Annotated in this window: 26 protein-coding genes; 17 read left to right on the top strand and 9 right to left on the bottom strand. The window is 41.6% G+C overall.

Annotated features, from left to right (window positions below):
• Positions 1-2: 2 nt before the first annotated feature.
• Positions 3-2162, bottom strand: a complete 2160-nt coding sequence (gene fadB / locus ACSFVZ_RS16345; protein WP_199526969.1) for a fatty acid oxidation complex subunit alpha FadB — start codon at positions 2160-2162, stop codon at positions 3-5.
• Between the two features lie 195 nt (positions 2163-2357).
• On the opposite strand from fadB, the gene ACSFVZ_RS16340 reads away from it, so the two are divergent.
• The 9 genes from ACSFVZ_RS16340 to ACSFVZ_RS16300 all read left to right on the top strand — a co-directional run bounded on the left by ACSFVZ_RS16340 (position 2358) and on the right by ACSFVZ_RS16300 (position 10227).
• The gene (locus ACSFVZ_RS16340; RefSeq protein ID WP_235383869.1) at positions 2358-4244 is read left to right on the top strand and encodes a transglycosylase SLT domain-containing protein; all 1887 of its coding nucleotides are present in this window, start codon (positions 2358-2360) and stop codon (positions 4242-4244) included.
• A gap of 90 nt (positions 4245-4334) precedes the next feature.
• On the top strand, positions 4335-5657 hold the full coding sequence (gene pepQ / locus ACSFVZ_RS16335) for a Xaa-Pro dipeptidase (protein WP_135923093.1): 1323 nt from the start codon (positions 4335-4337) through the stop codon (positions 5655-5657).
• A 58-nt stretch (positions 5658-5715) separates the two neighbouring features.
• Positions 5716-6333, top strand: coding sequence for a YigZ family protein (locus ACSFVZ_RS16330; protein ID WP_135923094.1), 618 nt, complete (start codon positions 5716-5718; stop codon positions 6331-6333).
• Positions 6334-6430: 97 nt separating this feature from the next.
• Complete coding sequence (locus ACSFVZ_RS16325; RefSeq protein WP_135923095.1) at positions 6431-7882, top strand: TrkH family potassium uptake protein; 1452 nt, start codon at positions 6431-6433, stop codon at positions 7880-7882.
• Positions 7883-7919: 37 nt separating this feature from the next.
• Entirely contained in the window at positions 7920-8576 is a 657-nt protein-coding gene (locus tag ACSFVZ_RS16320; protein WP_135923096.1) for a flagellar brake domain-containing protein, read from the top strand.
• 504 nt (positions 8577-9080) lie between these two features.
• On the top strand, positions 9081-9290 hold the full coding sequence (locus ACSFVZ_RS16315) for an EF-hand domain-containing protein (protein WP_135923097.1): 210 nt from the start codon (positions 9081-9083) through the stop codon (positions 9288-9290).
• 67 nt (positions 9291-9357) lie between these two features.
• A complete protein-coding gene (locus tag ACSFVZ_RS16310) occupies positions 9358-9570 on the top strand; it encodes an EF-hand domain-containing protein (protein ID WP_135923098.1) in 213 nt (70 codons plus the stop codon).
• Between the two features lie 135 nt (positions 9571-9705).
• On the top strand, positions 9706-9921 hold the full coding sequence (locus ACSFVZ_RS16305) for an EF-hand domain-containing protein (RefSeq protein ID WP_135923099.1): 216 nt from the start codon (positions 9706-9708) through the stop codon (positions 9919-9921).
• Between the two features lie 87 nt (positions 9922-10008).
• The gene (locus tag ACSFVZ_RS16300) at positions 10009-10227 is read left to right on the top strand and encodes an EF-hand domain-containing protein (RefSeq protein WP_135923100.1); all 219 of its coding nucleotides are present in this window, start codon (positions 10009-10011) and stop codon (positions 10225-10227) included.
• An 84-nt stretch (positions 10228-10311) separates the two neighbouring features.
• Here ACSFVZ_RS16300 and trkA read toward each other — a convergent pair whose 3' ends face one another.
• The 4 genes from trkA to def are packed head-to-tail and all read right to left on the bottom strand — an operon-like array spanning position 10312 to position 14463.
• The gene (gene trkA / locus ACSFVZ_RS16295; protein ID WP_054563775.1) at positions 10312-11688 is read right to left on the bottom strand and encodes a Trk system potassium transporter TrkA; all 1377 of its coding nucleotides are present in this window, start codon (positions 11686-11688) and stop codon (positions 10312-10314) included.
• Between the two features lie 12 nt (positions 11689-11700).
• Complete coding sequence (rsmB, locus tag ACSFVZ_RS16290; protein WP_435559238.1) at positions 11701-12987, bottom strand: 16S rRNA (cytosine(967)-C(5))-methyltransferase RsmB; 1287 nt, start codon at positions 12985-12987, stop codon at positions 11701-11703.
• Complete coding sequence (gene fmt, locus ACSFVZ_RS16285; RefSeq protein ID WP_199526973.1) at positions 12980-13933, bottom strand: methionyl-tRNA formyltransferase; 954 nt, start codon at positions 13931-13933, stop codon at positions 12980-12982. Before fmt ends, rsmB begins: the two co-directional genes overlap by 8 nt.
• 20 nt (positions 13934-13953) lie before the next feature.
• Positions 13954-14463 (bottom strand): peptide deformylase, encoded by a 510-nt coding sequence (gene def, locus ACSFVZ_RS16280; RefSeq protein WP_135923103.1) that lies wholly within the window; start codon positions 14461-14463, stop codon positions 13954-13956.
• Between the two features lie 118 nt (positions 14464-14581).
• Between def and ACSFVZ_RS16275 the strand changes: the two genes are divergently transcribed.
• The 6 genes from ACSFVZ_RS16275 (at position 14582) to hemF (ending at position 19489) form a co-directional block, all read left to right on the top strand.
• Entirely contained in the window at positions 14582-15700 is a 1119-nt protein-coding gene (locus ACSFVZ_RS16275; protein WP_435559237.1) for a LysM peptidoglycan-binding domain-containing protein, read from the top strand.
• A gap of 30 nt (positions 15701-15730) precedes the next feature.
• Positions 15731-16828: a DNA-processing protein DprA gene (dprA, locus tag ACSFVZ_RS16270; protein ID WP_135923105.1), complete on the top strand. Its 1098-nt coding sequence runs from the start codon at positions 15731-15733 to the stop codon at positions 16826-16828.
• On the top strand, positions 16821-17294 hold the full coding sequence (locus ACSFVZ_RS16265) for a DUF494 family protein (protein WP_054563780.1): 474 nt from the start codon (positions 16821-16823) through the stop codon (positions 17292-17294). Before dprA ends, ACSFVZ_RS16265 begins: the two co-directional genes overlap by 8 nt.
• A gap of 71 nt (positions 17295-17365) precedes the next feature.
• A complete protein-coding gene (locus ACSFVZ_RS16260; protein ID WP_435559236.1) occupies positions 17366-17935 on the top strand; it encodes a DNA topoisomerase family protein in 570 nt (189 codons plus the stop codon).
• A gap of 34 nt (positions 17936-17969) precedes the next feature.
• Complete coding sequence (gene tsaC, locus ACSFVZ_RS16255; protein ID WP_135923107.1) at positions 17970-18536, top strand: L-threonylcarbamoyladenylate synthase type 1 TsaC; 567 nt, start codon at positions 17970-17972, stop codon at positions 18534-18536.
• A gap of 2 nt (positions 18537-18538) precedes the next feature.
• Positions 18539-19489 carry an oxygen-dependent coproporphyrinogen oxidase gene (hemF, locus tag ACSFVZ_RS16250; RefSeq protein WP_135923108.1) on the top strand — a complete coding sequence of 317 codons (951 nt, stop codon included), beginning with the start codon at positions 18539-18541 and terminating at the stop codon, positions 19487-19489.
• Here hemF and ACSFVZ_RS16245 read toward each other — a convergent pair.
• From ACSFVZ_RS16245 to ACSFVZ_RS16235, 3 genes are all read right to left on the bottom strand, one after another.
• Positions 19486-19938, bottom strand: a complete 453-nt coding sequence (locus ACSFVZ_RS16245; protein WP_435559235.1) for a hypothetical protein — start codon at positions 19936-19938, stop codon at positions 19486-19488. The genes hemF and ACSFVZ_RS16245 overlap by 4 nt on opposite strands.
• Before the next feature lie 66 nt (positions 19939-20004).
• Positions 20005-21600 (bottom strand): methyl-accepting chemotaxis protein, encoded by a 1596-nt coding sequence (locus tag ACSFVZ_RS16240; RefSeq protein ID WP_253039935.1) that lies wholly within the window; start codon positions 21598-21600, stop codon positions 20005-20007.
• An 81-nt stretch (positions 21601-21681) separates the two neighbouring features.
• A complete protein-coding gene (locus ACSFVZ_RS16235; protein ID WP_054554758.1) occupies positions 21682-22113 on the bottom strand; it encodes a group II truncated hemoglobin in 432 nt (143 codons plus the stop codon).
• Positions 22114-22154: 41 nt separating this feature from the next.
• On the opposite strand from ACSFVZ_RS16235, the gene aroE reads away from it, so the two are divergent.
• Complete coding sequence (gene aroE, locus ACSFVZ_RS16230) at positions 22155-22979, top strand: shikimate dehydrogenase (RefSeq protein WP_135923110.1); 825 nt, start codon at positions 22155-22157, stop codon at positions 22977-22979.
• Positions 22976-23230, top strand: a complete 255-nt coding sequence (locus ACSFVZ_RS16225; RefSeq protein ID WP_435559234.1) for a DUF1488 family protein — start codon at positions 22976-22978, stop codon at positions 23228-23230. The genes aroE and ACSFVZ_RS16225 overlap by 4 nt, the downstream gene beginning before the upstream one ends.
• Here the strand turns inward: ACSFVZ_RS16225 and ACSFVZ_RS16220 are convergent.
• Complete coding sequence (locus ACSFVZ_RS16220) at positions 23227-23760, bottom strand: gamma carbonic anhydrase family protein (RefSeq protein WP_235383861.1); 534 nt, start codon at positions 23758-23760, stop codon at positions 23227-23229. The genes ACSFVZ_RS16225 and ACSFVZ_RS16220 overlap by 4 nt on opposite strands.
• Positions 23761-24190 lie beyond the last annotated feature (430 nt).

Here is a 24190-nt window from a genome sequence, read left to right as displayed (position 1 = left end):
TCTTATCCTTCCACCTTATAGAATACACGGCCTTCTTCGGCCCACTTGCGAGTTTCATCTGATACTTGGTAAATCGCACCTAAGTGAGCGTACTTGTCTGCTGTTGCAACAAAGTTCGCTAAACCTGTTTGATCTAAGTAACGGAATGCACCGCCTCTAAATGGAGGGAAACCAATGCCGTAAATTAGCGCCATATCAGCTTCTTGTGGTGACGCTACGATACCTTCTTGTAAACAAAGTAGTACTTCGTTGATCATAGGTACCATACAACGGTCGATGATTTCTTGTTTATCAAAATCTTTAGGTGCATCAGTGATAGCACTTAGTAGCTCAGTTGCTGTTGCATCTTGCGATTTTTTAAGACGACCGCGACGGTCAGGTGCATATTGGTAGAAACCAGCGCCATTTTTCTGACCAAAACGTTTTTCGTTTGCAAATACAGTTACTGGGTCTTTGTCTTGACGAGCCATACGCTCAGGGAAGCCGTCAGCCATTACGCCAGTGCAGTGGTAAGCTGTATCGATACCCACAACATCAAGCAGATAAGCAGGACCCATAGGCCAGCCAAATACGTTTTCCATCACTTTATCAACTTTTGCGAAGTCAGCACCTTCAACAACTAGTTTGCTGAAGCCTGCAAAGTAAGGGAATAGCACGCGGTTTACAAAGAAACCAGGGCAGTCGTTTACAACAATTGGTGATTTACCAAGTTTTAATGCGTAATCAACAACGGCATTAATTGTTGCTTCTGATGTTTTTTCACCACGAATGATTTCTACTAATGGCATTTTTGGCACTGGGTTAAAGAAGTGCATACCGCAGAAGTTTTCTGGTTTTTCAAGAGCAGACGCTAACTCATCAATACGAATAGTTGATGTGTTTGAAGTTAGGATAGTGCCCGCTGGTAAGTCTTTTTCAAGACCAGCAAGAACGGCTTGCTTAACTTTAGGGTTTTCAACAACCGCTTCAACAACGATATCAGCACCTTGTAGGTCTGCATCGTTTAGCGTTGGTTTGATTTTACCTAAAGTAGCAACCATCTTATCCATCGTCATGTGGCCACGTTGTACTTTTTTACCAAGTAGCTTAGATGCTTCGCCCATACCTAAATCAAGAGCATCTTGGTTGATGTCTTTCATGATAATAGGTGTGCCTTTATAAGCAGACTGATATGCAATACCGCCGCCCATAATACCAGCACCTAATACAGCAGCTTGTTTAATTTCAAGCTCACTGTGCTTAGCTTGCTTCTTCGCTTTACCTTTAATGTATTGGTCAGCTAAGAAAATACCGGTTTGCGCGGCAGCTTCGCTTGTTGCTGCAAGTTTAGCAAAGTTAGCGTTTTCAATAGCCATTGCTTCAGCGCGTTCACAGTTTGCAGCAGCTTTGATTGTTTTTACAGCCATAACAGGTGCTGGGTAATGACCTTTTGTCTGACCCATTACCATGCCTTCCGCCATTGCAAAGCTCATACCTTGCTCAACACGGTTCATTTTCAGTGGCTGTAATTTTACTTGTCGTTTTGCTTGCCAATCTAGCTTACCAGCGATGGCTTGCTCAAGTGTTGCAATACTTGACTCTAAAAGTTTGTCAGCACTAACTACCGCGTCAAATGCACCTACTTTTAAGGCATCTTCAGCACGGTTTTCTTTGCCTGTGGTGATCCACGTCATCGCATTATCAGCACCAATAAGGCGCGGAAGGCGAACTGTACCACCAAAACCAGGCATAATGCCTAATTTCACTTCAGGTAGGCCTATTTTAGCGTTAGAGCTAGCAACACGATAATCGGTAGCAAGTGCCCACTCACATCCACCACCAAGTGCCATGCCGTTTACAGCACTTAACGTTGGGAAAGGTAAATCTTCAATAGCGTCAAAAACGTCAGTTGCATTTTTGATCCATGCAACAAGTTCTTCTTGAGGTTTAGTGAAAGTAGGTAAAAATTCGAAAATGTCGGCGCCGATAATGAAATGATCTTTATCGCTGGTGAACACCATGCCTTTGATATCTGAGTTTGTTGCCAATTCTTTTAATGCTAAAGCGCAATCTTGCAAGGTTTGCTGCGAAAGTTTGTTTACTGAGCCGTCAGCACAGAACTTAAACTCGGCGATGTTGTCCTTGATGAAAGCAACTTCAAATGAATCGCTTTTATATAACATTATTATTCTCCCTAGTTTATTAACTAAGACTGGTACGATGAGTTTGCATTTCAATCAGTGTGCTTGCTTTAAAATGAAAATGCAACGAAAAAATTACTACGCTTTATCGCGATTGATTAAAATATAGCTGGTTTGATGCTAAGGTGTAGTGGAACTTTATTGTTAGTTATTCTTTAATTTTTGTTAAAGGTCATCATGAAAAAACAACTCCTTGGTTGGACGGCTGCCGCATTACTTTTTCCTTTTTTTGCAGCCGACGCCAACGATAAACATGACGCTTTCTTAAAAGCAGAAAAAAAGGCCCGTTACGGTGATTATCAAGACATGAAAGAGGCGGCAAATGGGCTTAATCACCCATTAAAGCCTTATGTTGAAATGGCTTATTGGCAGCGTAACCCAAGCCTTAAGCATCAAACTGAAATCGAAAACTTTTTAAACGTTTATCAAAATACGCCTTTAGAATGGCCTGTGCGAAAAACGTGGCTTGAGTACTTAAGACAGAATAATAAAAAAGCAGCGTATATTCGTAATTATCGAGAAACCAGTAATAACGAACTGACCTGCCCATACTTGAGTTTTCAATTAGATTTGGGTGCACCCGAAAAAGCTATTATGAATCAGGTGACTGATTTATGGGTGGTGGGAGATTCACAACCGAAAGAGTGTGATCAGCTTTTTTCCTTATGGAAGAAAAAAGGCTACCAAACTCAGCAACGAGTTTGGCAACGCATTACATTAGCGGCTGAAGGTGGGTCAGCAAGTTTAATTCCTTATTTAAAAACCTTGCTTCCTCGCAATGAACAATATTTAGCTGATTTATATTTAACAGTGCGAAGAGACCCAAGTGCATCAGCTGGCTTATATCGATTTAAAAAGAAAACAGCCAAAGAGGGACAAATAGCACTTTATGGTGTGAAGCGTTTAGTTTGGCGAGATAAAGATTTAGCACTAAGGGCGTGGGAAAAACTCGATAAAATGTTCACCTATACGGATGAACAAAAAGCGGATGTGTATTACAGCTTTGCTTTATCGCTCGCTTCAAGTGGTCATAATCAAGCGCGTTTTTGGCTTAACAAAGTACCGAAAGAGCGGCAAACAAGTAAACTTATGCAATGGCAGCTCGCTAACATGCTTGAAAGACAAGATTGGTCGGGGATCGCTGCCTTTTTTACCGGTAAAGAAAATTTAAGTTTAGGGCAGCAATATTGGTTGGCATATAGCTTAAATCAGCGTGGCGAAGTCGAACGAGCTCGTGCCATTTGGCAAACAGTGGCAAAAGAGCGTGATTATTATGGGTTTTTAGCATCTGCTCGGTTAGGTATCCCTGTAAGCTTAAATAACAAAGGATTACAAGTAAGTGATCAACTCAAGCTTGAGGTTGCAAATGCACCTGGTTTTAAACGGGCTCGAGCGCTTTATGAGCTTGAACGTTTCACATCTGCGCGTCGTGAGTGGAATTATTTAACAGATACATCAACCAAAGAAGAAAAGCTCGCGGCTTCGATGCTTGCGGCAGAGCTTGACTGGTATGACAGCACTATTTATACCTTGGCACAAATAAAAGAATGGGATTATGTCGAGCTGCGCTTTCCATTTGCCTTTAAAAATATTTTTGAAAACTACAGTAATCGCAGTCATATAGATGTTGCGTGGAGTATTGCAATTTCACGACGTGAAAGTTCGTTTGCTCCTGATGCTCGCTCTCATGCCAATGCTTACGGTTTGATGCAATTGTTACCAAGTACAGCGAAATATATGAATAAAAGCGCTGTATCTCGAAAACAGTTATATCAACCGCGAACAAATATTCGTTTAGGTAGTCAATATCTACAGTATTTGAAAAAGAAAAATCATGGCAATGAGATCTTAGCTACGGCTTCTTATAATGCGGGTTATCATAGAATTAAGCGCTGGATACCAGAGCAAGCAATGCCAGCAGAGTTATGGATAGAGTTAATTCCTTACACAGAAACGCGCAACTATGTAAAAAATGTTTTTGCGTATAGGCAGGTATACCATACGCGTCTTGGTCGAGATGGTAATGTATTGGCGCCAATTCTTGATATGACTATGGGTGGTTAGTTTATATATGTTGCTAAATTGCCTCTGTTGGGGGATATAGCCGACTATGATAGACTGACAACAAGTTAAATTTACTAAAATGGGTTTACTATGGATAAATTAGCGGTGTTATACGCCGAACACATTGCAACCTTACAACAGCGTACTCGTACTATTACAGAGCGTGAAGGTTTAGAAGGGTTGGTGATTCACTCAGGTCAAGCTAAGCGCCAGTTTTTAGATGACATGTATTATCCGTTTAAAGTGAATCCACAATTTAAAGCCTGGTTGCCGGTGATTGATAATCCACACTGCTGGATTGTGGTGGATGGTACAGCAAAACCTAAATTAATCTTTTATCGTCCTGTTGATTTTTGGCACAAGGTACCCGATGAACCTCGTGATTTTTGGGCTGAGTATTTTGATATTGAATTGTTAGTTCAGCCAGATCAGGTAGAGAAACTGCTTCCTTACGACAAGGCTAAATTTGCTTATATCGGTGAATATTTAGAGGTTGCTCAAGCGCTGGGCTTTAGCATTATGAACCCTGAGCCAGTAATGAACTACTTGCATTACAATCGTGCTTATAAAACGCAATACGAACTTGAGTGTTTGCGTCAAGCCAACCGTATCGCAGTAGAGGGTCACAAAGCAGCACGCGATACTTTCTTTGCTGGTGGTTCAGAGTTTGATATTCAGCAAGCTTATCTCATGGCAACGCGTCAGAGTGAAAACGAAATGCCATACGGCAATATTGTTGCGCTTAATGAAAACTGTGCGATTTTGCATTACACCCATTTTGAGCCTCAAGCACCGCAAAGCCATCGTTCTTTCTTAATTGATGCGGGTGCTAACTTTAATGGTTATGCGGCAGACATCACGCGTACCTATGATTTTAAAAAGTCAGGCGAATTTAGTGACTTAATCAAGGTAATGACTGAACATCAAATTGCTTTAGGTAAGTCTTTAAAGCCAGGTTTGTTATATGGCGAACTGCATTTAGATTGTCATCAACGTGTAGCACAAGTACTGAGCGACTTTAATATTGTGAAGTTACCAGCTGCTGAGATTGTTGAGCGTGGTATTACTTCAACCTTCTTCCCACATGGTCTTGGTCATCATTTAGGCTTGCAAGTTCATGATATGGGCGGCTTTATGGCCGATGATAAGGGGACGCATCAGGCACCGCCAGAGGGTCATCCTTTCCTTCGTTGTACTCGTTTAATAGAGAAAAACCAAGTATTTACAATTGAACCAGGTTTATACTTCATCGAATCATTACTTGGTGACCTTGCGCAAACTGATAACAAGCAATTCATTAACTGGGAAAAAGTTGAAGAGTTCAAGCCATTTGGCGGTATCCGTATTGAAGATAACATTATCGTTCATGAAGATAGCTTAGAAAACATGACCCGTGATCTACACTTAGATTAATCGTTACATGTTAGTGAATGTCGGGGCCGCTTGGCCCCATTTTTTTAGATAAACAATTATGTCTGAATATCAATATCCGGCTGAGCCGGTTTTTTACCAAGAAGAAATTAAAAAAAGCACCTTTATTGTGCATATTGCCCACACCCCAGATCTAGCGGCTGCAAAAGCCTTTATTAAAGAAATCCAAGATAAATACAGTGATGCACGACATAATTGTTGGGCGCATGTTGCAGGCAACCCAGGTGGTAGTCACGTTTATGGTTTTTCGGATGATGGAGAGCCAAATGGCACTGCCGGTAAGCCCATGCTTAATGTGTTAACTGGATCGGGTATCGGTGAAATAACGGCGGTAGTAACACGTTATTTTGGTGGTATTAAGCTTGGTACAGGCGGTCTAGTACGTGCTTATGGCGGTAGTTTAAATAATGCTATGCGTGAGCTTAAAACCATCACGAAAGTTCCGAGTATTGAGTTAATTGGCCACAGCGACTACAGCGCACAAGGGGCAATAGAGCAGTTACTAAAAAGTAAATATCAAGTGCTTAATATTGATAAGCAATTTGCTGAAAACATTACTTGGCAAATAGAGATTGATAGTCGGCAAGCTGAGCAAGCCATTAATGATGTGCATGAGCTTACTCATGGAGCAGTGGTGCTAAAACTCAGAAAAGTTTGAAATGTAAAAATAATACATTCCGTTTACTTACAATTAAGCCTATAAGACAATAAACTGTATTAGCTAAATCAATTAAATAAGAAAGCGATACGCCTCGATGCAATTTCGTACCATAATTAAAATTCTCGGCCAACTTGTGGCACTATTTAGTATCACCATGGTGCCACCGGCACTGGTGTCTTTAATTTATAAAGACGGTGGTGGTGTGCCATTCGTTCTTGCTTTCATCTTTAGTGTTGTGATTGGTTTAGCGGCTTACTATCCGAACCGTCATGAGCATGGTGATCTAAAAGCCCGAGAAGGCTTCTTGATTGTGGTTTTGTTCTGGCTGGTACTAGGTACCTTCGCAGCAGTGCCTTTAGTGTTCTTACAAGAGCCCAACCTCTCCTTAGCTGACTCCGTATTTGAAGCCTTTTCAGGGCTAACAACCACAGGTGCAACGGTACTAACCGGAATTGAATACCTGCCAAAGTCTGTACTCTTTTATCGCCAACAATTACAGTGGTTAGGTGGTATGGGGATCATCGTACTCGCGGTCGCGGTACTGCCTATGCTAGGGGTCGGTGGTATGCAGTTATATCGTGCAGAAACCCCAGGACCTGTTAAAGACTCTAAAATGACGCCGCGTATTGCCGATACAGCAAAGCATCTTTGGTATATTTATGTATCGCTAACAATTGCCTGTACTTTAGCGTACTGGGCTGCGGGTATGGATTGGTTTGATGCGATTTGTCATGCGTTCTCTACTATTGCGATTGGTGGCTTTTCTACTTATGACGCGTCAATGGGGCAGTTTGATAGCCCTGTCATTAATTTTATTTGTGTGGTGTTTTTGCTTATTGCAGCAATTAACTTCTCACTTCACTATGCGGCGGTATCATCACGCAGTATTCGTGTTTATTTACGTGACCCTGAATTTAAAGTGTTCTTACTCATTCAATTAGCGTTGGTGATTGTCTGTTTTACGGTATTGTCATCGAATAACATTTATGCCGATGGTGATGAGACTCTCGACCAAGCTATGTTCCAAGCGGTATCAATGAGTACCACCGCGGGCTTTGCTACCGATAATTTTTCGGCATGGCCTTTGTTTTTACCTATTCTACTTATCTTTTCAAGCTTTATTGGTGGCTGTGCAGGTTCTACTGGCGGCGGCATGAAAGTAGTACGTGTGTTCTTACTTTATTTACAAGGTATCCGTGAGCTAAATCGACTTGTGCATCCTAGGGCTATTTACTCTATTAAACTGGGCCGAAAAGCGTTGCCCGATAAAGTAGTCGAAGCCGTTTGGGGGTTCTTTTCTGCCTATGCTTTGGTGTTTGTGATCATCATGCTGGCATTGATGGGGACGGGGATGGACAACATAAGTGCATTCTCTGCAACGGCCGCGTGTCTAAATAACTTAGGCCCTGGGTTAGGTGAAGTTGCTGCGCATTATGGTGCCATTTCAGATTCAGCCAAATGGCTATTAACGATAGCTATGGTGTTTGGTCGTCTAGAAATATTTACCTTGTTAGTGTTATTTACTCCAACCTTCTGGCGTGGATAAAACGAGTATGTGATTTTCTGTTAGTGGAGGCGAAACAATGCCGAAGACACAAAAACAAATTAATCTTGAAAAACTGGGCTGCATTCCTGCAGGTAGTTTGGTTGATATTGAAATCACCACACCAACTGATAGTAAACGCGTAAAAACAGAGTTTATTGGTTTGTTAAATGATCAATATATAATCTTAAATTACCCATCTATTAAGCGGATAGCGAATGCACATGAATACATTAAAGATGCTGTAATGATTATAATACGTGCTGTACTTGAGACGGGTGGTGGTCAAGTCATTGCGTTTCGTCAGCAGGTTAGTGCAATTTCATCGCATCCTCATCGCTTAATTTTTCTAAACTTTCCACAGCAAGTGCAGCTTTATAGTTTAAGAAGTGAAACGCGAATTCCCACACTATTTTCTGCAAACTTACTGATCAAAGAGCAAACACTCGAAGGCCTCATTAAAGATATTTCTCTCACTGGCGTGCAGTTTGATATCGACAGTAAAGAAGACTTGAGCCAGCTCAAAGGGCAAGAGTGTAAAGTTGTGCTAAGTAAACGGGAGTTTAATGGCACTGTATGTCGAGTACGTAAAAGAGCGGCAGGTTTTATTTTAGGTATTCAGTTAGATTCGAGTAAAGATGAAATGAAAGGCTTTATGAAAGAACATTTAATCGACTTGTCTGTACTTGAAAAATAGCAGAAGTCGCCATTTTGCAACAAAGTGGCGACTTTTCATGTTTTTATCCTGCCAACACCTAAATTAATTCATAATAAATTTAAATTTATCTTAAAAATCAATATTTTGAATGTGATTTTTATTTTCGTTATTTTATTTTAATTTCTTCGTTCAGATTGAGTTTATATTCAAACTCAGAAAATTTTGCTTTTCTGATCCTGTATTACACCCACTGTCTCCATTTTAAATCTTATAAGTCATTGATTTTAAATGATGTAAAAAAACTACCATTCACTCTGTTGCAAAATAGCAACAAAAAAATCGACTAATTTTTATTAAAAACCATATTTTAACGTGAAAGTTGTTGATTTTTATGACTTTTTAAACATTGGCATCGAAGTTGAAATAGTCCTAGCGAACACAGAGAAAAACTGATTCAGGAATATATCCTTTATCAAAGTTGAGACAACATTGAAGGAATATATCCTTTATCAAAGTTGAGACAACATTGAAGGAATAGTGATTATGAAAACATTACATAAAACTTTAGCACTGGTAGCTCTAGCAACATCTTCAGCAGCGTTTGCTGCAGATTTTGACACATTAGATGTTAATGGTGATGGCGCTATCAGCAAAAGTGAAGCATCTGTAAGCGAAGCACTAATGAGTCAATTTAAAGAGCTAGATACAGATGGTAACGGTGAGCTTTCTAAAGAAGAGTATTCAAAAGCTTAATTTCATTGTAAGGACACACTGAAAAGGACTTTCTAACTCAGACAACACACTTTGAAGGAATGACATTATGAACACAGTAAATAAAACACTTGCACTTATGGCACTAGTATCTTCATCAGCAGCATTTGCGATGAGTGATTTCGATACCCTAGACGTTGATGGCGATGGTGTAATCAGCCAAAGCGAAGCGTCCGTTGATGCAGAGTTAATGAGCAAATTCAGTGAACTAGACACTGACGGTAACGGCGAGTTATCGAAACAAGAGTTCTCAAAAGCTTAATGCAATTAAATAACAGTTTACTTAGCTGATCAGTTCTGTGCTGCCAAAGACAGCCTAAATGGATAAGGGAATCCATGAAAAAGGACAATACCGGAAGTGCGATCAGCTAACACTTAATATTGAAGGAATATGATTATGAAAACAGTTAATAAAACCTTAGCACTTATTGCACTTGTATCTTCATCGGCAGCATTTGCAGCAACAGACTTTGATACCTTAGATGTAGACGGTAACGGCGTGATCAGCAAAAGCGAAGCGGCCGTTGATGCAAACATTATGTCGCAGTTCAAAACATTAGATGTTGATGGCGACGGCGTTCTTACTGAAGCAGAGTTTTCTAAAGCCGAATAACTGAACTAATACGCAGTTATACCAGTTTCCACTAAACAGGGATCTCAGAAACGGATTTCACTCTTTTCAAATTTTGAGGTAGTTATTATGAAACAGTTAAGCACAACAATCGCAATTTTAGCATTAGCAACATCATCAGCAGCTTTTGCACAGGGCGTAAGCTTTGCAACATTTGATACTGACGGCGATGGTGTGATCAGTAAAGAAGAAGCATCTGCAAATACACAGCTTGAAAAGTTATTCCCAGAGCTAGACAGCGATGGTAATGGCGAACTATCAAAAGAAGAGTTCGCTCAAATCCAATAGAATCTTTTAGAAAAGTTAGGTACTTTCACTTCAAGAGTCGTAAAGCAGCTGTGATGGCTGCTTTTTTCGTTTATAAGCTTTTACTTACAAGAAGATAGCACTTACTTGGAACAGCTTTTCAACAACCGTAATGTGCTTTTTATCAATCAAGAACATGATTACGTGGTCACCAGACTGAATAACCGTATCGTCATGGGCAATCAGTACGTCGTCGTTACGTACTATTGCGCCAATAGTCGTACCTGCGGGTAGTTTGATATCAGCAATTGCGCGGCCAACAACTTTAGAAGTATGCTCATCACCATGAGCAACCGCTTCAATGGCTTCTGCTGCGCCTTTACGCAATGAATAAACATTAACGATGTCACCACGACGAACGTGTGTTAGCAGCGCCGAGATGGTTGCTTGCTGAGGCGAAATAGCAATATCAATTTCACCACCTTGTACTAAGTCGACATAAGCACCACGCTGAATAAGCACCATGGTCTTTTGTGCGCCCATACGCTTTGCCAGCATCGCAGACATAATATTTGCTTCATCGTCGTTAGTTACCGCAATGAACACATCAACCTGCTCGATATGTTCTTCTGATAACAGCTCTTGATCAGAGGCATCGCCACAAAACACCACGGTGTTATCAAGCATTTCGGATAACTGCGCAGCTCGCTCTTTATTGCGCTCAAGTAATTTAACACTGTGATTTTTCTCGAGTGAACGAGCAAGACCTGCACCGATGTTACCACCACCGGCAATCATGATCTTTTTGTATGAACGTTCGAGCTTTTGCAGCTCATTCATTACCGCTCGAATATGCTTGGTTGCAGCGATAAAGAACACTTCATCGTCCGCTTCGATAACGGTTGTGCCAAGCGGTTTAATTGCTTTACCTTGACGATAAATAGCCGCTACGCGAGTTTCGACATTCGGAATGTGTTCTTTCAAGGCTGAAAGAGCATAACCAACCAGTAAACCGCCGTAATACGCTTTCACCGCAACTAGCGATAACATGCCATCGGCAAATTGTAATACCTGTAAAGCGCCCGGATAATCGATTAAGCGACGAATATACTTAGTAACCAACGCTTCAGGCGCAATATAGTGATCAACAGGTAAGTCATCGTTATGAAATAGCTTTTCGCGATACTTTAAGTATTGCTCTGAGCGAATTCGGGCTATTTTGGTTGGGGTGTTAAAAATACTATAAGCGACTTGGCAAGCGACCATGTTCACTTCGTCAGAACTGGTTACGGCAATAATCATATCGGCGTCTTCTGCACCTGCACGGCGCAATACATCAGGATGCGCACTGTGGCCAGTAACACCTTGTAAGTCGTACTTATCTTGTAACTCTCGCAAACGGTTACCGTCGATATCGACAACGGTGATCTCATTTTGCTCACCAACGAGGTTTTCTGCCAATGTGCCACCAACTTGTCCGGCACCGAGTATGATTATTTTCATAGCGTGTTCTTATTAGTGTTTTTTAACTAGCTTTGCATAGTAGAAACCGTCACTTTCACCAGGCAATAATTGCAGACCAGGTAAAGTAGGGGCGTCGTTTTCATGCAGAGGTACATGTTCAGCACTTTGATTATTAGCAAGGAACTTAGCAACTTGTTGCTGGTTCTCTTGCGGTAATACAGAGCAGGTCGCGTAAACTAACGTACCACCAGGCTTAAGTAGTGGCCAGATGCTATTGAGGATATCGCCTTGTAAATTTGCCAGATCTTCAATATCAGATGCGCGTCGTAACCACTTGATATCAGGATGACGACGAATAACACCTGTTGCTGAGCAAGGCACATCAAGTAATATACGATCGAATTGCTGCTCATCCCACCAAATATGTGGTTGTGAAGCATCAGCACATTGTAGATCGGCAGTTAAACCAATGCGTACAAGATTTTGTTTAACGCGTTCAAGACGTTCGCTATCGCTATCAAGTGCTAATACGTCGGCATCGGCAAGCTCTAGAATATGGCAGGTTTTGCCACCAGGGGCCGCGCACGCATCTAAAATAACATCATCATTTTGTGGCTCAAGAAAACGTGCCGCTAACTGAGCTGCCGCATCTTGCACTGAGCAGGCACCGGTATCAAATTCTGGCAGTGCGTATACATCACACGGTTTTGCGAGTTTAATTCCATCAGGAAAGTCAGGATTTAAGGTGTGCTCAATATCATTGGCTTTAAGCATCTCGCTGTATTCTTGAGTGCTGTATTGCGCTTGGTTTACACGTAACCACATAGGTGCTTGTTGTTGGTTGGCTTCAAGGATCTCTTGCCAGTTGTCAGGGTAAGCCGCAGTTAGTTGTTTGATAAACCAACCTGGGTGGTTAAATTTGCAAACAGGAATTTGCTGCGCTTTTTCTTCAAGCTCTGCTTGTTCACGTTGAAAACTACGTAAAATCGCGTTGATCAGGCCTTTTAAACCCAGTGCGCGCATTTGCTGAAGTGCATTTACTGTTTCGCTAATAGCCGCATGAGGCGGTACACGCATATGTTGAAGTTGGTAAATACCCACATACAACAAAAACTGGAAAATACGGCGCTTACCTTTTAAGGGTTGATCTAAAAGTTGCTGGCAATAATTCTCTAAACTAGGTAAATAGCGCAGCACACCGTAGCAAATTTGTTGTAAAAGGGCCTTGTCTTTAGGCGATAAACCTTGGCTGGCAAAAGGTAGCTCTTGATTTAATGATGCACCTTTATCAACTACGTTATAGAGAGTCTCAGCAGCGAGTGCTCTTACATTACTCATTGTTTTGGCCTAATGTTGTACCCGGTTCAACCCAATCACTGCGGCCATTTAAGAAATCGCTCACTGCCATTGGCTTTTTACCTTGCGGTTGAAGAAGGGTGATTTTAAGTGCATCTTGCCCGCAGGCTACTGTAATGCCTTGTTTATCAGCAGCGATGATTTTACCTGCCTGTGCACTTTGTGTTACCACTTCAGCTTGCCAAATCTTTACTGTTTGCCCTGCCATTTCGGTAAAGCAAACTGGCCAAGGGTTAAAGGCACGGATATTACGCTCAATTTGCGCAGCATCCATTGACCAATCAATATTAGCTTCGTCTTTTGAAAGCTTCTTGGCGTAATTTGCCTGTGCGTCATCTTGCTTTTCTGCTGTGATTTCACCTGCAGCAAGACGATTAATCGTGCTGATCAGTGCATCTGGACCAAGCGCAGCCAGCTTATCGTATAAAGAGCTACTGGTTTCTGTGCTATCAATCGGGCAGCGGCTGATGTGCAGCATGTCACCGGTATCTAAGCCTTCATCCATTTGCATTATTGTTACACCGGTTTCATTATCGCCAGCCCAAATAGCACGTTGAATCGGTGCTGCACCACGCCAGCGCGGTAAAATAGAACCATGCACATTTAAACAGCCTAAGCGTGGCGCGTCTAAAATTGCTTTTGGTAATAATAAGCCGTATGCCACCACAATCATGATGTCTGCGTTTAGGCTTGTAAGCTCTGCAAGCGCTTCAGCTGATTTTAACGATTGCGGTTGAAATACAGGTAAGTTATGAGCAAGTGCTAGCTCTTTAACTTCACTGGCTTTAAGCTTTTTACCGCGGCCCGCAGGGCGATCAGGTTGGCTATAAACACCAACAACGTCGTGCTCTGAGTCGATCAATGCTTGTAAATGGCGCGCAGCAAAATCTGGCGTACCAGCAAAAATAATGCGTAATGGTTGTGTCACAGAAATTCCTATTGATTAACTTATTGTTTTGCAGCCAGCTTTGCTTCTTTTTCAAGCTTTTTACGGATACGTTGGCGCTTTAAAGGCGATAGATAATCAATAAATAGGGTGCCTTTAAGGTGATCAAGCTCGTGCTGAATGCAAATAGCTAATAGCTCGTCAGCATCTAGGCTGAACTCTTCACCATTTTCATTTAGCGCTTTTACAGTTACCGTTTCTGCGCGGTCAACTTTTGCATATGAATAAGGCACTGACAAACAGCCTTCTTCACTTACCGTTGAGCCATCTTTCTTGGTGATTTCTGGGTTAATTAATACTAACGGTTGGTCGCGCTCTTCTGATACATCGATCACCACAATTCGCTGGTGGATATCTACTTGCGTTGCAGCTAAGCCGATACCGTTTTCGTCATACATTGTTTCAAGCATGTCTTTGACAATTTGACGAACTTCATCGTTTACTTCTGGTACTTCTTTCGCGATTGTACGTAAACGCTCATCCGGAAATCTCAAAACTTCTAACCTAGCCATAGTTACCTTTTACACTTGTGATTCATTTAGGGTATTGTATGCTCTTATTTTAGCCATTCGTGTTCACCTTTAACAGGTTTTGGTTGATAATAATCAAAAAACAACTCAAGGAAGCCAAATGAGATACTCACTAGTTGCGGCTTTGCTAGCCATTAGCTGTGCTTTTCCAGCAGCTGCTGATGTGTTAACGATCAAAAAAGACGCTCCAAAACAATATATTGTAAAGAAAGGTGATACACTTTGGGATATTTCAGGTGTGTATCTTGACCAGCCATGGCAATGGCCTGATTTGTGGCAAATGAATCCGCAAATCGCGAATCCTCACCTTATTTATCCGGGGGATGCGCTTTCTTTAATTTACGATAAAGATGGTAATCCTCGTTTGGTTAAAAATGCACGCTATAAAAAGCTGTCTCCTGAAGGGCGAATTACGCCGAAAGGTAAGCAAGCCGTCCCTACATTACCGCTTGAGTTGTTGCGTCCATACCTCACTTATCAGCAAGCTATTAGTACAGATGGTATCGCCGAACAGCCATATGTGCTTGGTGCTAGCGTCAATACAAAAATGAACACCATGGGGCATGTTTTATATGTTAAAGGCGATCTGCATCTTAACGAGGCATATGGTGTGTACCGCCAAGGTGATAAGTTGGTTGATCCTGAATCTAAAGACGTTTTGGCACACAAAGCTGAGTTAGTTGCTATTGTACGCGCATTCAGAAGTGGAGATGTTGCTAATGGTGTGCCTGCCTCAGTTAAAGTTGAGTTAGTTAAGCAAGAAATAAAACCACACGATTTCTTGATGCCCGCAATGGAAGGGCAAATGTTACCTGCATACTTCACTATGAAACGCCCAGATACCACAATGAATGGCACGATTATCGCGTCAGCCAATGAGTTGCGTGAATTTAGTACCATGGATATTGTGGTACTAAACTTGGGCGCCGATAAAGTTGAACCGGGTTATGTGCTAGATATTCAGCGCCAATCACCAGAAGTTTTTGATGGTCGAGAGGGGCCACGTTATCGCGAAGACTCTAGCAGTCTTGAAAAACTAATTTCAGATACAAATGAGTTTTTTGGTATTGAAAGCGATGAAGACAGTAATGTATGGCATATGCCAAAGGAAAAAGTGGGTGAGTTAATGGTGTTTAAAGTATATGACAACGTTAGCTACGCATTAATAGTAAAAAACCAGCATCCAATTCGAGTTGGGGATTATGCAGTTCTAAACTAACTCACAATCTGGAGGCTCTAAGGAGGGAGCATGGTACAGGTTTCAGGCAAGCTATCCCATTGGCTTGCCTTTTATTTATGTAAAGGCTTAGGGATCAAAAGCCTTATAGCATTAAGTCAAAAGCATCCGCTTGGTGAGTTATTTTCACTCACTAGCCTACAGTTACAGCAGCTTGGTTTATCGCAGGCGCAAGCTGATAATTTAGTAAATACTGACTGGCAGTTAGTGGCTCACCATGAAACACAAATTGAGCAGTTGCAAATTAAGGTTGTGAGTTACTTTGATGACGATTATCCGCCGTTACTTAAACAAATAGCGAGTGCACCTTTATTACTGTTTTGTTTAGGTAACACGGATCTACTGCTGTCACCGCAAATAGCTATTGTTGGTAGCCGTAATGCTACACCAATAGGTCTTGAAATAGCCGCAGAGTTTGCTCATCAACTTTCACTGGCTGGCATGACAATTACCTCTGGAATGGCTATGGGTATTGATAGTGCGGCGCATAAAGGTGCATTAGCTGGTACCGGCAACACAATTGCTGTGCTTGGAACAGGAATTGATATTGCCTACCCCAAACGAAATAAATTGTTGATTAAACAGGTGGCTGAACGTGGTTTATTAGTGTCGGAGTTCTTACCTGGCACGGCAGCTAGTGCTACTAATTTTCCACGTCGAAACCGTATTATCTCCGGCCTTTCTTTAGGTGTACTTATAGTAGAGGCGCAGATAAAAAGTGGTTCACTTGTTACCGTACGCTATGCGTTAGAGCAAAATAAAGAAGTCTTTGCAGTACCGGGATCAATTAAAAGTCCTTTGTCTGAAGCGAGCCACTTTTTGATTAAGCAAGGAGCTAAACTCACAGAAAATATAAGTGATATTCTCGATGAAGTGAGCTTTTTCTGTGAAAACAGTCTATATAGTATAGAACAGCCTAGTGCAAATGAGCCTAACTGTCCTGTCTTCAACAGTATCGGGTATGAAGTCACAAGTGTTGATCAAATAACGCAGCGTAGCCAATTACCAGTCGATGAAGTACAAGCTCGGTTGCTTGACCTAGAACTTGCCGATAAAGTTGAGCGAGTGCTAGACGGTTATATAAGACTTGGAGGACATAAATATGTTTGACATCCTCATGTATCTTTTTGAAAACTACATTCATAGCGAAGCTGAAATCTTTACAGAAGAGAACGAGCTTACTGATGAGTTAGTTCGAGCAGGTTTTAATAAGCCCGAAATTTACAAAGCACTTGATTGGTTAGAGCAGCTAGCTGATCTGCAACAAAGTGATATATATCCGTATCTAAATGCACAGCCGCAGCATGCAATGCGTATTTACACTGATAGTGAGTGTCAAATGCTGAGCGTTGAGTGTCGTGGATTTTTAATGTTTATAGAGCAAATCGGTGTGATCAACACCGTTACTCGAGAAATGGTCATTGATAGACTTTGCGCTCTAGATAAGCCATTTATTTCTTTGGAAGATCTAAAGTGGGTAGTGTTAATGGTGCTATTTAATGTGCCAGGTTCAGAGCAAGCTTATGCGCAAATGGAAGACTTAATATTTGACGAACCAGCCGACGTCTTACACTGAGTAGACTTTGCTTGTATCTTTGTTGAGTTTGGGTATATTAGGCGAAAATTAGCCAACCCCACAGGAATCTTATGAGTAAAATCGACCATTCTCTTTTTTCTGCAGATAAACATGCATTAGAAAAAGAGTATGAGGTTTGCCCTAAATGCGGTTCTGAGTTGGTTATGCGCAACTCAAAGTCAGGACCGTTTTTAGGCTGTGCCAGTTACCCAAAGTGTGACTACATTCGCCCATTAGCACATCATGATAGCCAACAGATAAAAGTCCTTGAAGACAGTGCCTGTCCTGAGTGTGGCAAGCCATTGGTAATTAAAAATGGTCGCTATGGCATGTTTATAGGCTGCACAGGCTATCCAGATTGTCATTATATTGCTCATGATGAAGAGCCCGATGATGCACCAGTATTGCCAGCATGCCCAAAGTGCAAAAAAGGCCAACTCGTTGCGCGTAGTAATAAGTCTGGCAAAACCTTTTATTCTTGTGATTGCTATCCACGCTGTAAATACACATTAAATCATAAACCCGTTGCAAAGCCTTGCCCAGCTTGCCAATGGCCAATTATGACTGAAAAGAAAACTGCCTCAGGTGTTGTGCTACAATGCCCGCAGAAGTCGTGTATGCATAAGTTAGTTGAATCTTAATACACTTGTTATTCGCATATTGAGGAGAGTTCCGTTGTCTGAACCTGTTGCACAACCTGCCAGTGCTATTGATGCTTTGCAACAAGGCGGTGTAATTGTATATCCAACCGAAGCTGTATTTGGTCTTGGTTGCGATCCTGATGATCAAGCTGCGGTTGAAAAGCTATTAGCTATTAAACAGCGCCCAGTTGAAAAAGGCTTAATTTTAATTGCTGATAACTATGGTCAGTTATTAAAGTATGTTGATGATGCCAAAATCCCAATGGATAAGCGTGCAGATATATTCTCGCAATGGCCAGGTGCGATTACCTGGGTGATGCCAGCAGCAAAAGAAACGCCAAAGTGGTTAACAGGTCAGTTTGATACTATTGCGGTACGTGTAACTGATCATCCAACAGTAAAAGCCCTGTGCCAGCAATTTGGTAAACCGCTTGTTTCTACAAGTGCAAATTTAACTGGCCAGCCTACAGTTATGAGTATTGAACAGGCAAAAGCAGAGTTTACTGATATGGTTGACTTCTACGTAGATGAGCCCCTTGGCGGTAACACTCAACCAAGCGTGATCAAAGACGCAGCGACCGGCAAAGTATTTAGAGGATAAACATGCAAAGCGAGCTACTCGAACAAGTTAAAACCTATTTAATGGCCTTACAAGACACAATTTGTCAGGGCCTCGAAAGTGCCGATGGCAAAGCAAAGTTTGTTGAAGATAATTGGCAACGTGCAGAAGGCGGTGGTGGCCGTACTCGTGTTATCCAAGGTGGCAATGTCATTGAACAGGGCGGGGTAAACTATTCGCATGTGTTTGGTGCTTCAATGCCAGCCTCTGCAACAGCACATCGTCCTGAGCTCGCTGGTCGTAGTTTTCATGCGTGTGGTGTGTCATTAGTGATCCACCCTAATAACCCTCATATTCCGACTAGCCATGCCAACGTACGATTCTTCATTGCCGAAAAAGAAGGCGAAGAGCCAATTTGGTGGTTTGGTGGCGGTTTTGATTTAACCCCTTATTACCCTGTATTTGAAGATGTACAACACTGGCATCAGGTGGCAAGCGATTTATGTCAGCCATTTGGTACAGAGGTTTACGACAAATATAAAACGTGGTGTGATGATTACTTTTATTTAAAACACCGTGGTGAAACTCGTGGTGTTGGTGGCTTATTCTTTGATGATTTAAATGAGCTTGGCTTTGAGCAAAGCTTTGCCTTTATGCAAGCGGTAGGAAATGGTTATTTAGACGCTTACCTACCCATTATTGAGCGCCGCAAAGACACACCAACAACTGAGCAACAACGCGACTTCCAACTGTATCGTCGTGGTCGTTATGTTGAGTTTAACCTTGTTTGGGACCGCGGAACATTATTTGGCTTACAAACCGGTGGACGTACAGAGTCTATCTTAATGTCGATGCCGCCATTGGCACGTTGGGAATATAACTATGTACCAGCTGCAGACAGCCCTGAGGCTAAGCTGTATCAGTACTATTTACGCCCACAAGATTGGTTAAATACGCAAGAGTCAGACCTAGTTGCACGCCAGTGGCAGCTTTAATCAAATATTGAAACCACTCTAATCAACATTTTGTTGTCACCTTCGACGAGGGTGACGACCCGTTCGCTACTTGGCAGCTCTGGCAATACGCTAAATAACACCTCAGCTTTTAAAATCTCTAACTCTTCTTTAGGAGTATTGATGGGAGCACTGATTTGCGTTAGACATTGGTTTATATCACAGGCATAAAAGTCGAGTTTTACTTCATAATACTCAGGATGCTGAATAAGCTTTTCAAAACCATCAACAATGCTTTGTTCATGTTTATCACTGAGTGATGTTTTACCCTGACTAAGCAGTGATTGAGCAATCTGTTGAATATCATCATGATAAATATATTCATCAATAGTGCTTATTTGAACTGAGGAATCGTTTACGCTGTGCTGGTAGGTAAACAGTAGTGCCGCAATAACCCCAATGCAGACTAAAAGAGTTGTTATAAATTTCATTTAAACATCCTTATTTACTATGAAATATTCATAACAACTCTAGCAGTTGCATGAAAAACTCGCAATTTAGCTTAATTTAAAGCGTCTCACTTGTTCATCCAGTGAGCGTGCTAACGACAACAGCTCTTCACTGACCTTTTGGTTTTCATGCGCATCAACCAATGAATGCTCGGCATTATCACTGATTGCAATAACGCTTTGGTTAATTTCTTCAGCTGCAAGGTTCTGCTGTTCAGTGGCATCAGCAATTTGTACGTTAAGTTGGTTTATCTCGCTCATTTGTGAAGAAATATCACGTAATGCTTTTGCAACCTGCTTAACTTGAACTGCTCTCTCGTCAGCTTCTTCACAAGAGTTATTCATCGTATTAACGGTTTGCGCAGCTTCACTTTGCAGTTTGTCGATAGTGCGGCGAATTTCATCCGTTGAGTCATGAGTGCGAGTTGCAAGAGTGCGCACTTCGTCAGCTACCACAGCAAAGCCACGGCCAGCTTCACCAGCACGAGCCGCCTCAATCGCAGCATTAAGTGCAAGTAAGTTAGTTTGTTCGGCAATGCTACTGATCACCTCAAGTACTTTGCCAACGTCTAGCGTTTGGGTTTGTAGTTGAGTTACTTGATCAGCTGCAGCTCTCACATCAGCCGCAAGTTGATTAATACTTTGCTCTGTATGCTCAGCAACGTGTAAGCTTTGCTGTGCAAGCTGATTACTGTGCTCAGACTTCTCAGACGCAAAATGTGTCGTATTTTTAACTTCGCTTGATGAGCTTTCGAGCTCATTAATGGCAGCTGCAACTGAGTCTGTACCTTGCTTTTGCTTTAAAATTGCCTGTTCTGTTGCATCCGCTGAGGCATAAATGCTTTCGGCAGAGTGGATCAACACCTTAGAAGAATGGGAAACTTGGGCAATATTATCTTTAAATGCACCAATCATGTGATTAAAGCTGGTGGCAAGTGAACTAAGCTCGTCGCTATTGTTGTCATCAATTTTTAGGCTTAGGTCTTTATTGGTCGTTGCCAAATGCATGGTATGGCTAATGACTTTTAAGCGTTTGATAAATATTTTTCTAAACATCACCGCCAGCAGTGTAAATGCAGTAATGAAAATCGCCGTTAATAGCAGCGTGTTCATTAACGTGTTTTTTGAAACTTCTTGTTCAATATCAGCCAACGAATAACTAATTTTTACTACACCTAATACATCACCTTCCTGTGCTTGGTGACACCCCAAACAGTTAGTACCTTTATAGTCACTTCTGGCAAACATCGGTTTAAGGTAAGTCATCGTGCTTGTATCTTGGTCAATAAAAAGTGCTTCATTGCCAGTTAATGCTTGACGCTCAGCATCATTCACAGCTACTTGGTTTGCATTACCGGGGCCATAAATTTTATTAACGATCGGACTACGTATGATATGGGCATCTTCAATATTAGGGTGGCTTCTTAATTTAGTACTCAGAATTTCGCGGTTAGCCATAGTGCCAGTCAGCATCATGGTATTAATGGAGTCAAAGTAATTATCGGCAAGCAGCTTTATGTTATTTTCAACAGTATCTTGTGCTAATTCATGTTGTTGCTGGGCGCTACTAAATATACTGGCAAATAAAACCAATAGCCCGGTCACTGCCAGCAAGGCATAAATTTTAAATTGGATAGATTTCATTTAACGACGCTTTTTCTAAATTAAGGAAATTTTATTATCTTTATTTAGAAAAAGCGTACATTGATATAGCGCAAAGCTTAGTTAATTTTGATTAATCATATGGCTGGCGAGTTGCGATAACGATTGTCTTAACCCTTCGCGAAGTAGTGGGTTATCAATTTCGATATCGAGCGTTTTATTCATGCAATGCATCCATTGATCACGTAAGTCTTGATCAATAGGGAAAGGCATGTGACGCTTTCTGAGCATTGGGTGACCATATTTTTCAACGAATAGGTCCGGGCCGCCCAGCCAGCCCGATAAAAACTCAAAGAATACTTGGCGAATTCTATCTAAAGGTTGAGGATGCATATCATATAATGGTTTGGCGTATTCATCTGTGGCCATTATGTCGTAAAATCGGTTTGCAATTGCTCGAGCGCCAGCTTCACCGCCAATAATTTCGTAAGGTGTTTTCTCTGGGGTAGGCGTTTCAGGCGTTGGTTTCGATTTAGAAAAAAGTCGTTTAATCATAATATTAATAAAGCTCAACAGGGCGAAGAGGTTGCTTCACTATGGATAAATACGCGGTTTTTGGAAATCCAATCAAACATTCGAAATCACCCGCAATACACGCACAATTTGCTGCATCATTAAACGAGCAAATACAATACAGCGCCATTTTAGCACCAACAGATGCATTTGAAAAAACTGTCGCTGAGTTTTTCGCTGCCGGTGGTAAAGGGGCCAATGTTACATTGCCATTTAAAGAGCAGGCGTTTGCCATGGTCGATGAACTCACAGAGCAAGCGAAAATTGCTGGGGCAGTCAACACTATTAAGCAACTCGAAGATGGTAGCCTACTTGGCGATAACACAGATGGTGTAGGGCTTGTTAAAGACCTTTTAGCCAATAATGTCACCTTAAAAGGTCAGCGAGTACTGCTTATTGGAGCAGGTGGTGCGGCGCGCGGTGTTATTCAACCATTATTGAATGAGCAAATCGAAAGCTTAACAATAGCAAACCGTACCGCTGAAAAGGCGCAGGCGCTAGCGAGTCATTTTAATGGTGAAATAGATGTGCAGGGCTTTGGTTTAAATGATATCCCAGCAAACAACTATGATGTGGTTATTAATTCTACTTCAAGTAGTGTAACGGGAGACTTGCCAGGTATAGCAGAAGAGTACGTTGCTAAGTGTCAGTGCGCTTACGATATGTTTTACGCCAATGATGATACCGCATTTATTAGTTGGGTTAAGTCTATTAACTCGGCATGTTTAACACTCGATGGTTGTGGCATGCTAGTTGGTCAAGCGGCACAAGCTTATTTTGTATGGCGCAATAAAATGCCAGAAATCATACCCGTTGTTACCGCGCTAAAAGCAGGAGAAATTGCGTGAATCAAGCTATCCAATTTATCGACCGACTCGAATTTAAGCCAGAAAAAAAGCAGTTGGTATTCTTCGCACAAGTAAGTGGCTTGATGGTGGAGTGTGTCATTGATACCAGCAAGTATGATTTTGCCGATCAAAGCAGCGCGGTTAATTACTTTGAATCTTATCGTTTCGATTACGAAGAGCTCGCCGAGCAACTGATCGACGATGAGCAGTATAACTCGGCAGGACAAATCGAATTAACAGAGGTGCTTTAGCCCTCAGCTAAGTATTCATCTTTAAGTTGAACATAATTATCAGCAGAGATTTTTAAAAAGGCGAGCTCTTGCTCTGTTAAAGGGCGAGCCTGTTTAACCGGGCTACCTACATAGAGGTAACCTGACTCTAAACGCTTATTAGGTGGTACCAGTGAACCACCACCAATAATCACATCATCTTCAACAACTGCGTTGTCCATTACAATTGCACCCATGCCAACAAGTATACGATTACCAAGTTGGCAGCCGTGTAGCATTACTTTATGACCAACAGTGACATCATCACCAATAATAAGCGGGTAACCATCGGGGTTTGACTTAGAGGCACGAGTTAAATGTAAAACACTGCCATCTTGAATGTTCGTACGTTCACCAATACGTATATAGTTAACATCACCTCGCGCAGCAACAAGAGGCCATACACTTGAATCTTTACCAAGCGTAATATCACCGACTAAAACCGATGACTCATCAATATAAACACTATTATCGTATGTCGGAGTGATCCCTTTATAAGAACGGATAGTCATAAATTCACCTTTTAATTTTAAAATGCGCTCAGTCTAGTGTAACAGCGAAGCAAATAAATACACCAAAACAGGCCTAAATTGACTGCAAAACACCCAGTTTTAGGGTGTTTAGTTCAAAAGCTGAGCGAACAGTACGTTTTTTTAAATTTTATTGAAAAAAAGTGCTTGCGTAAAAAATCCATCTCCCTATAATGCGACCCCACTGACACGGCGGACAGCAACGAAAGACGCTGAACAATGTAGCAGAGAGTTAAGTGAAACTTCGGTTTCAAATTATCGAAAGAAAGTTTGAAATTAAGTGTTGACTCGAAAAATTAAGGATGTATTATACGCATCCCTAGCGACAACGTCGCAACGTTCTTTAACAATATAAAGCAATCATCTGTGTGGGCACTCGTACAGATTGAGTTCTAACAGCGAAGCTTAGTTT

It is taken from the genome of Pseudoalteromonas nanhaiensis (assembly GCF_051235485.1).
Taxonomy (GTDB): Bacteria; Pseudomonadota; Gammaproteobacteria; order Enterobacterales; family Alteromonadaceae; genus Pseudoalteromonas; species Pseudoalteromonas lipolytica_C.
Note: the sequence above shows the minus strand (reverse complement) of the source record. Positions and strands in the feature narration are given on the sequence as shown.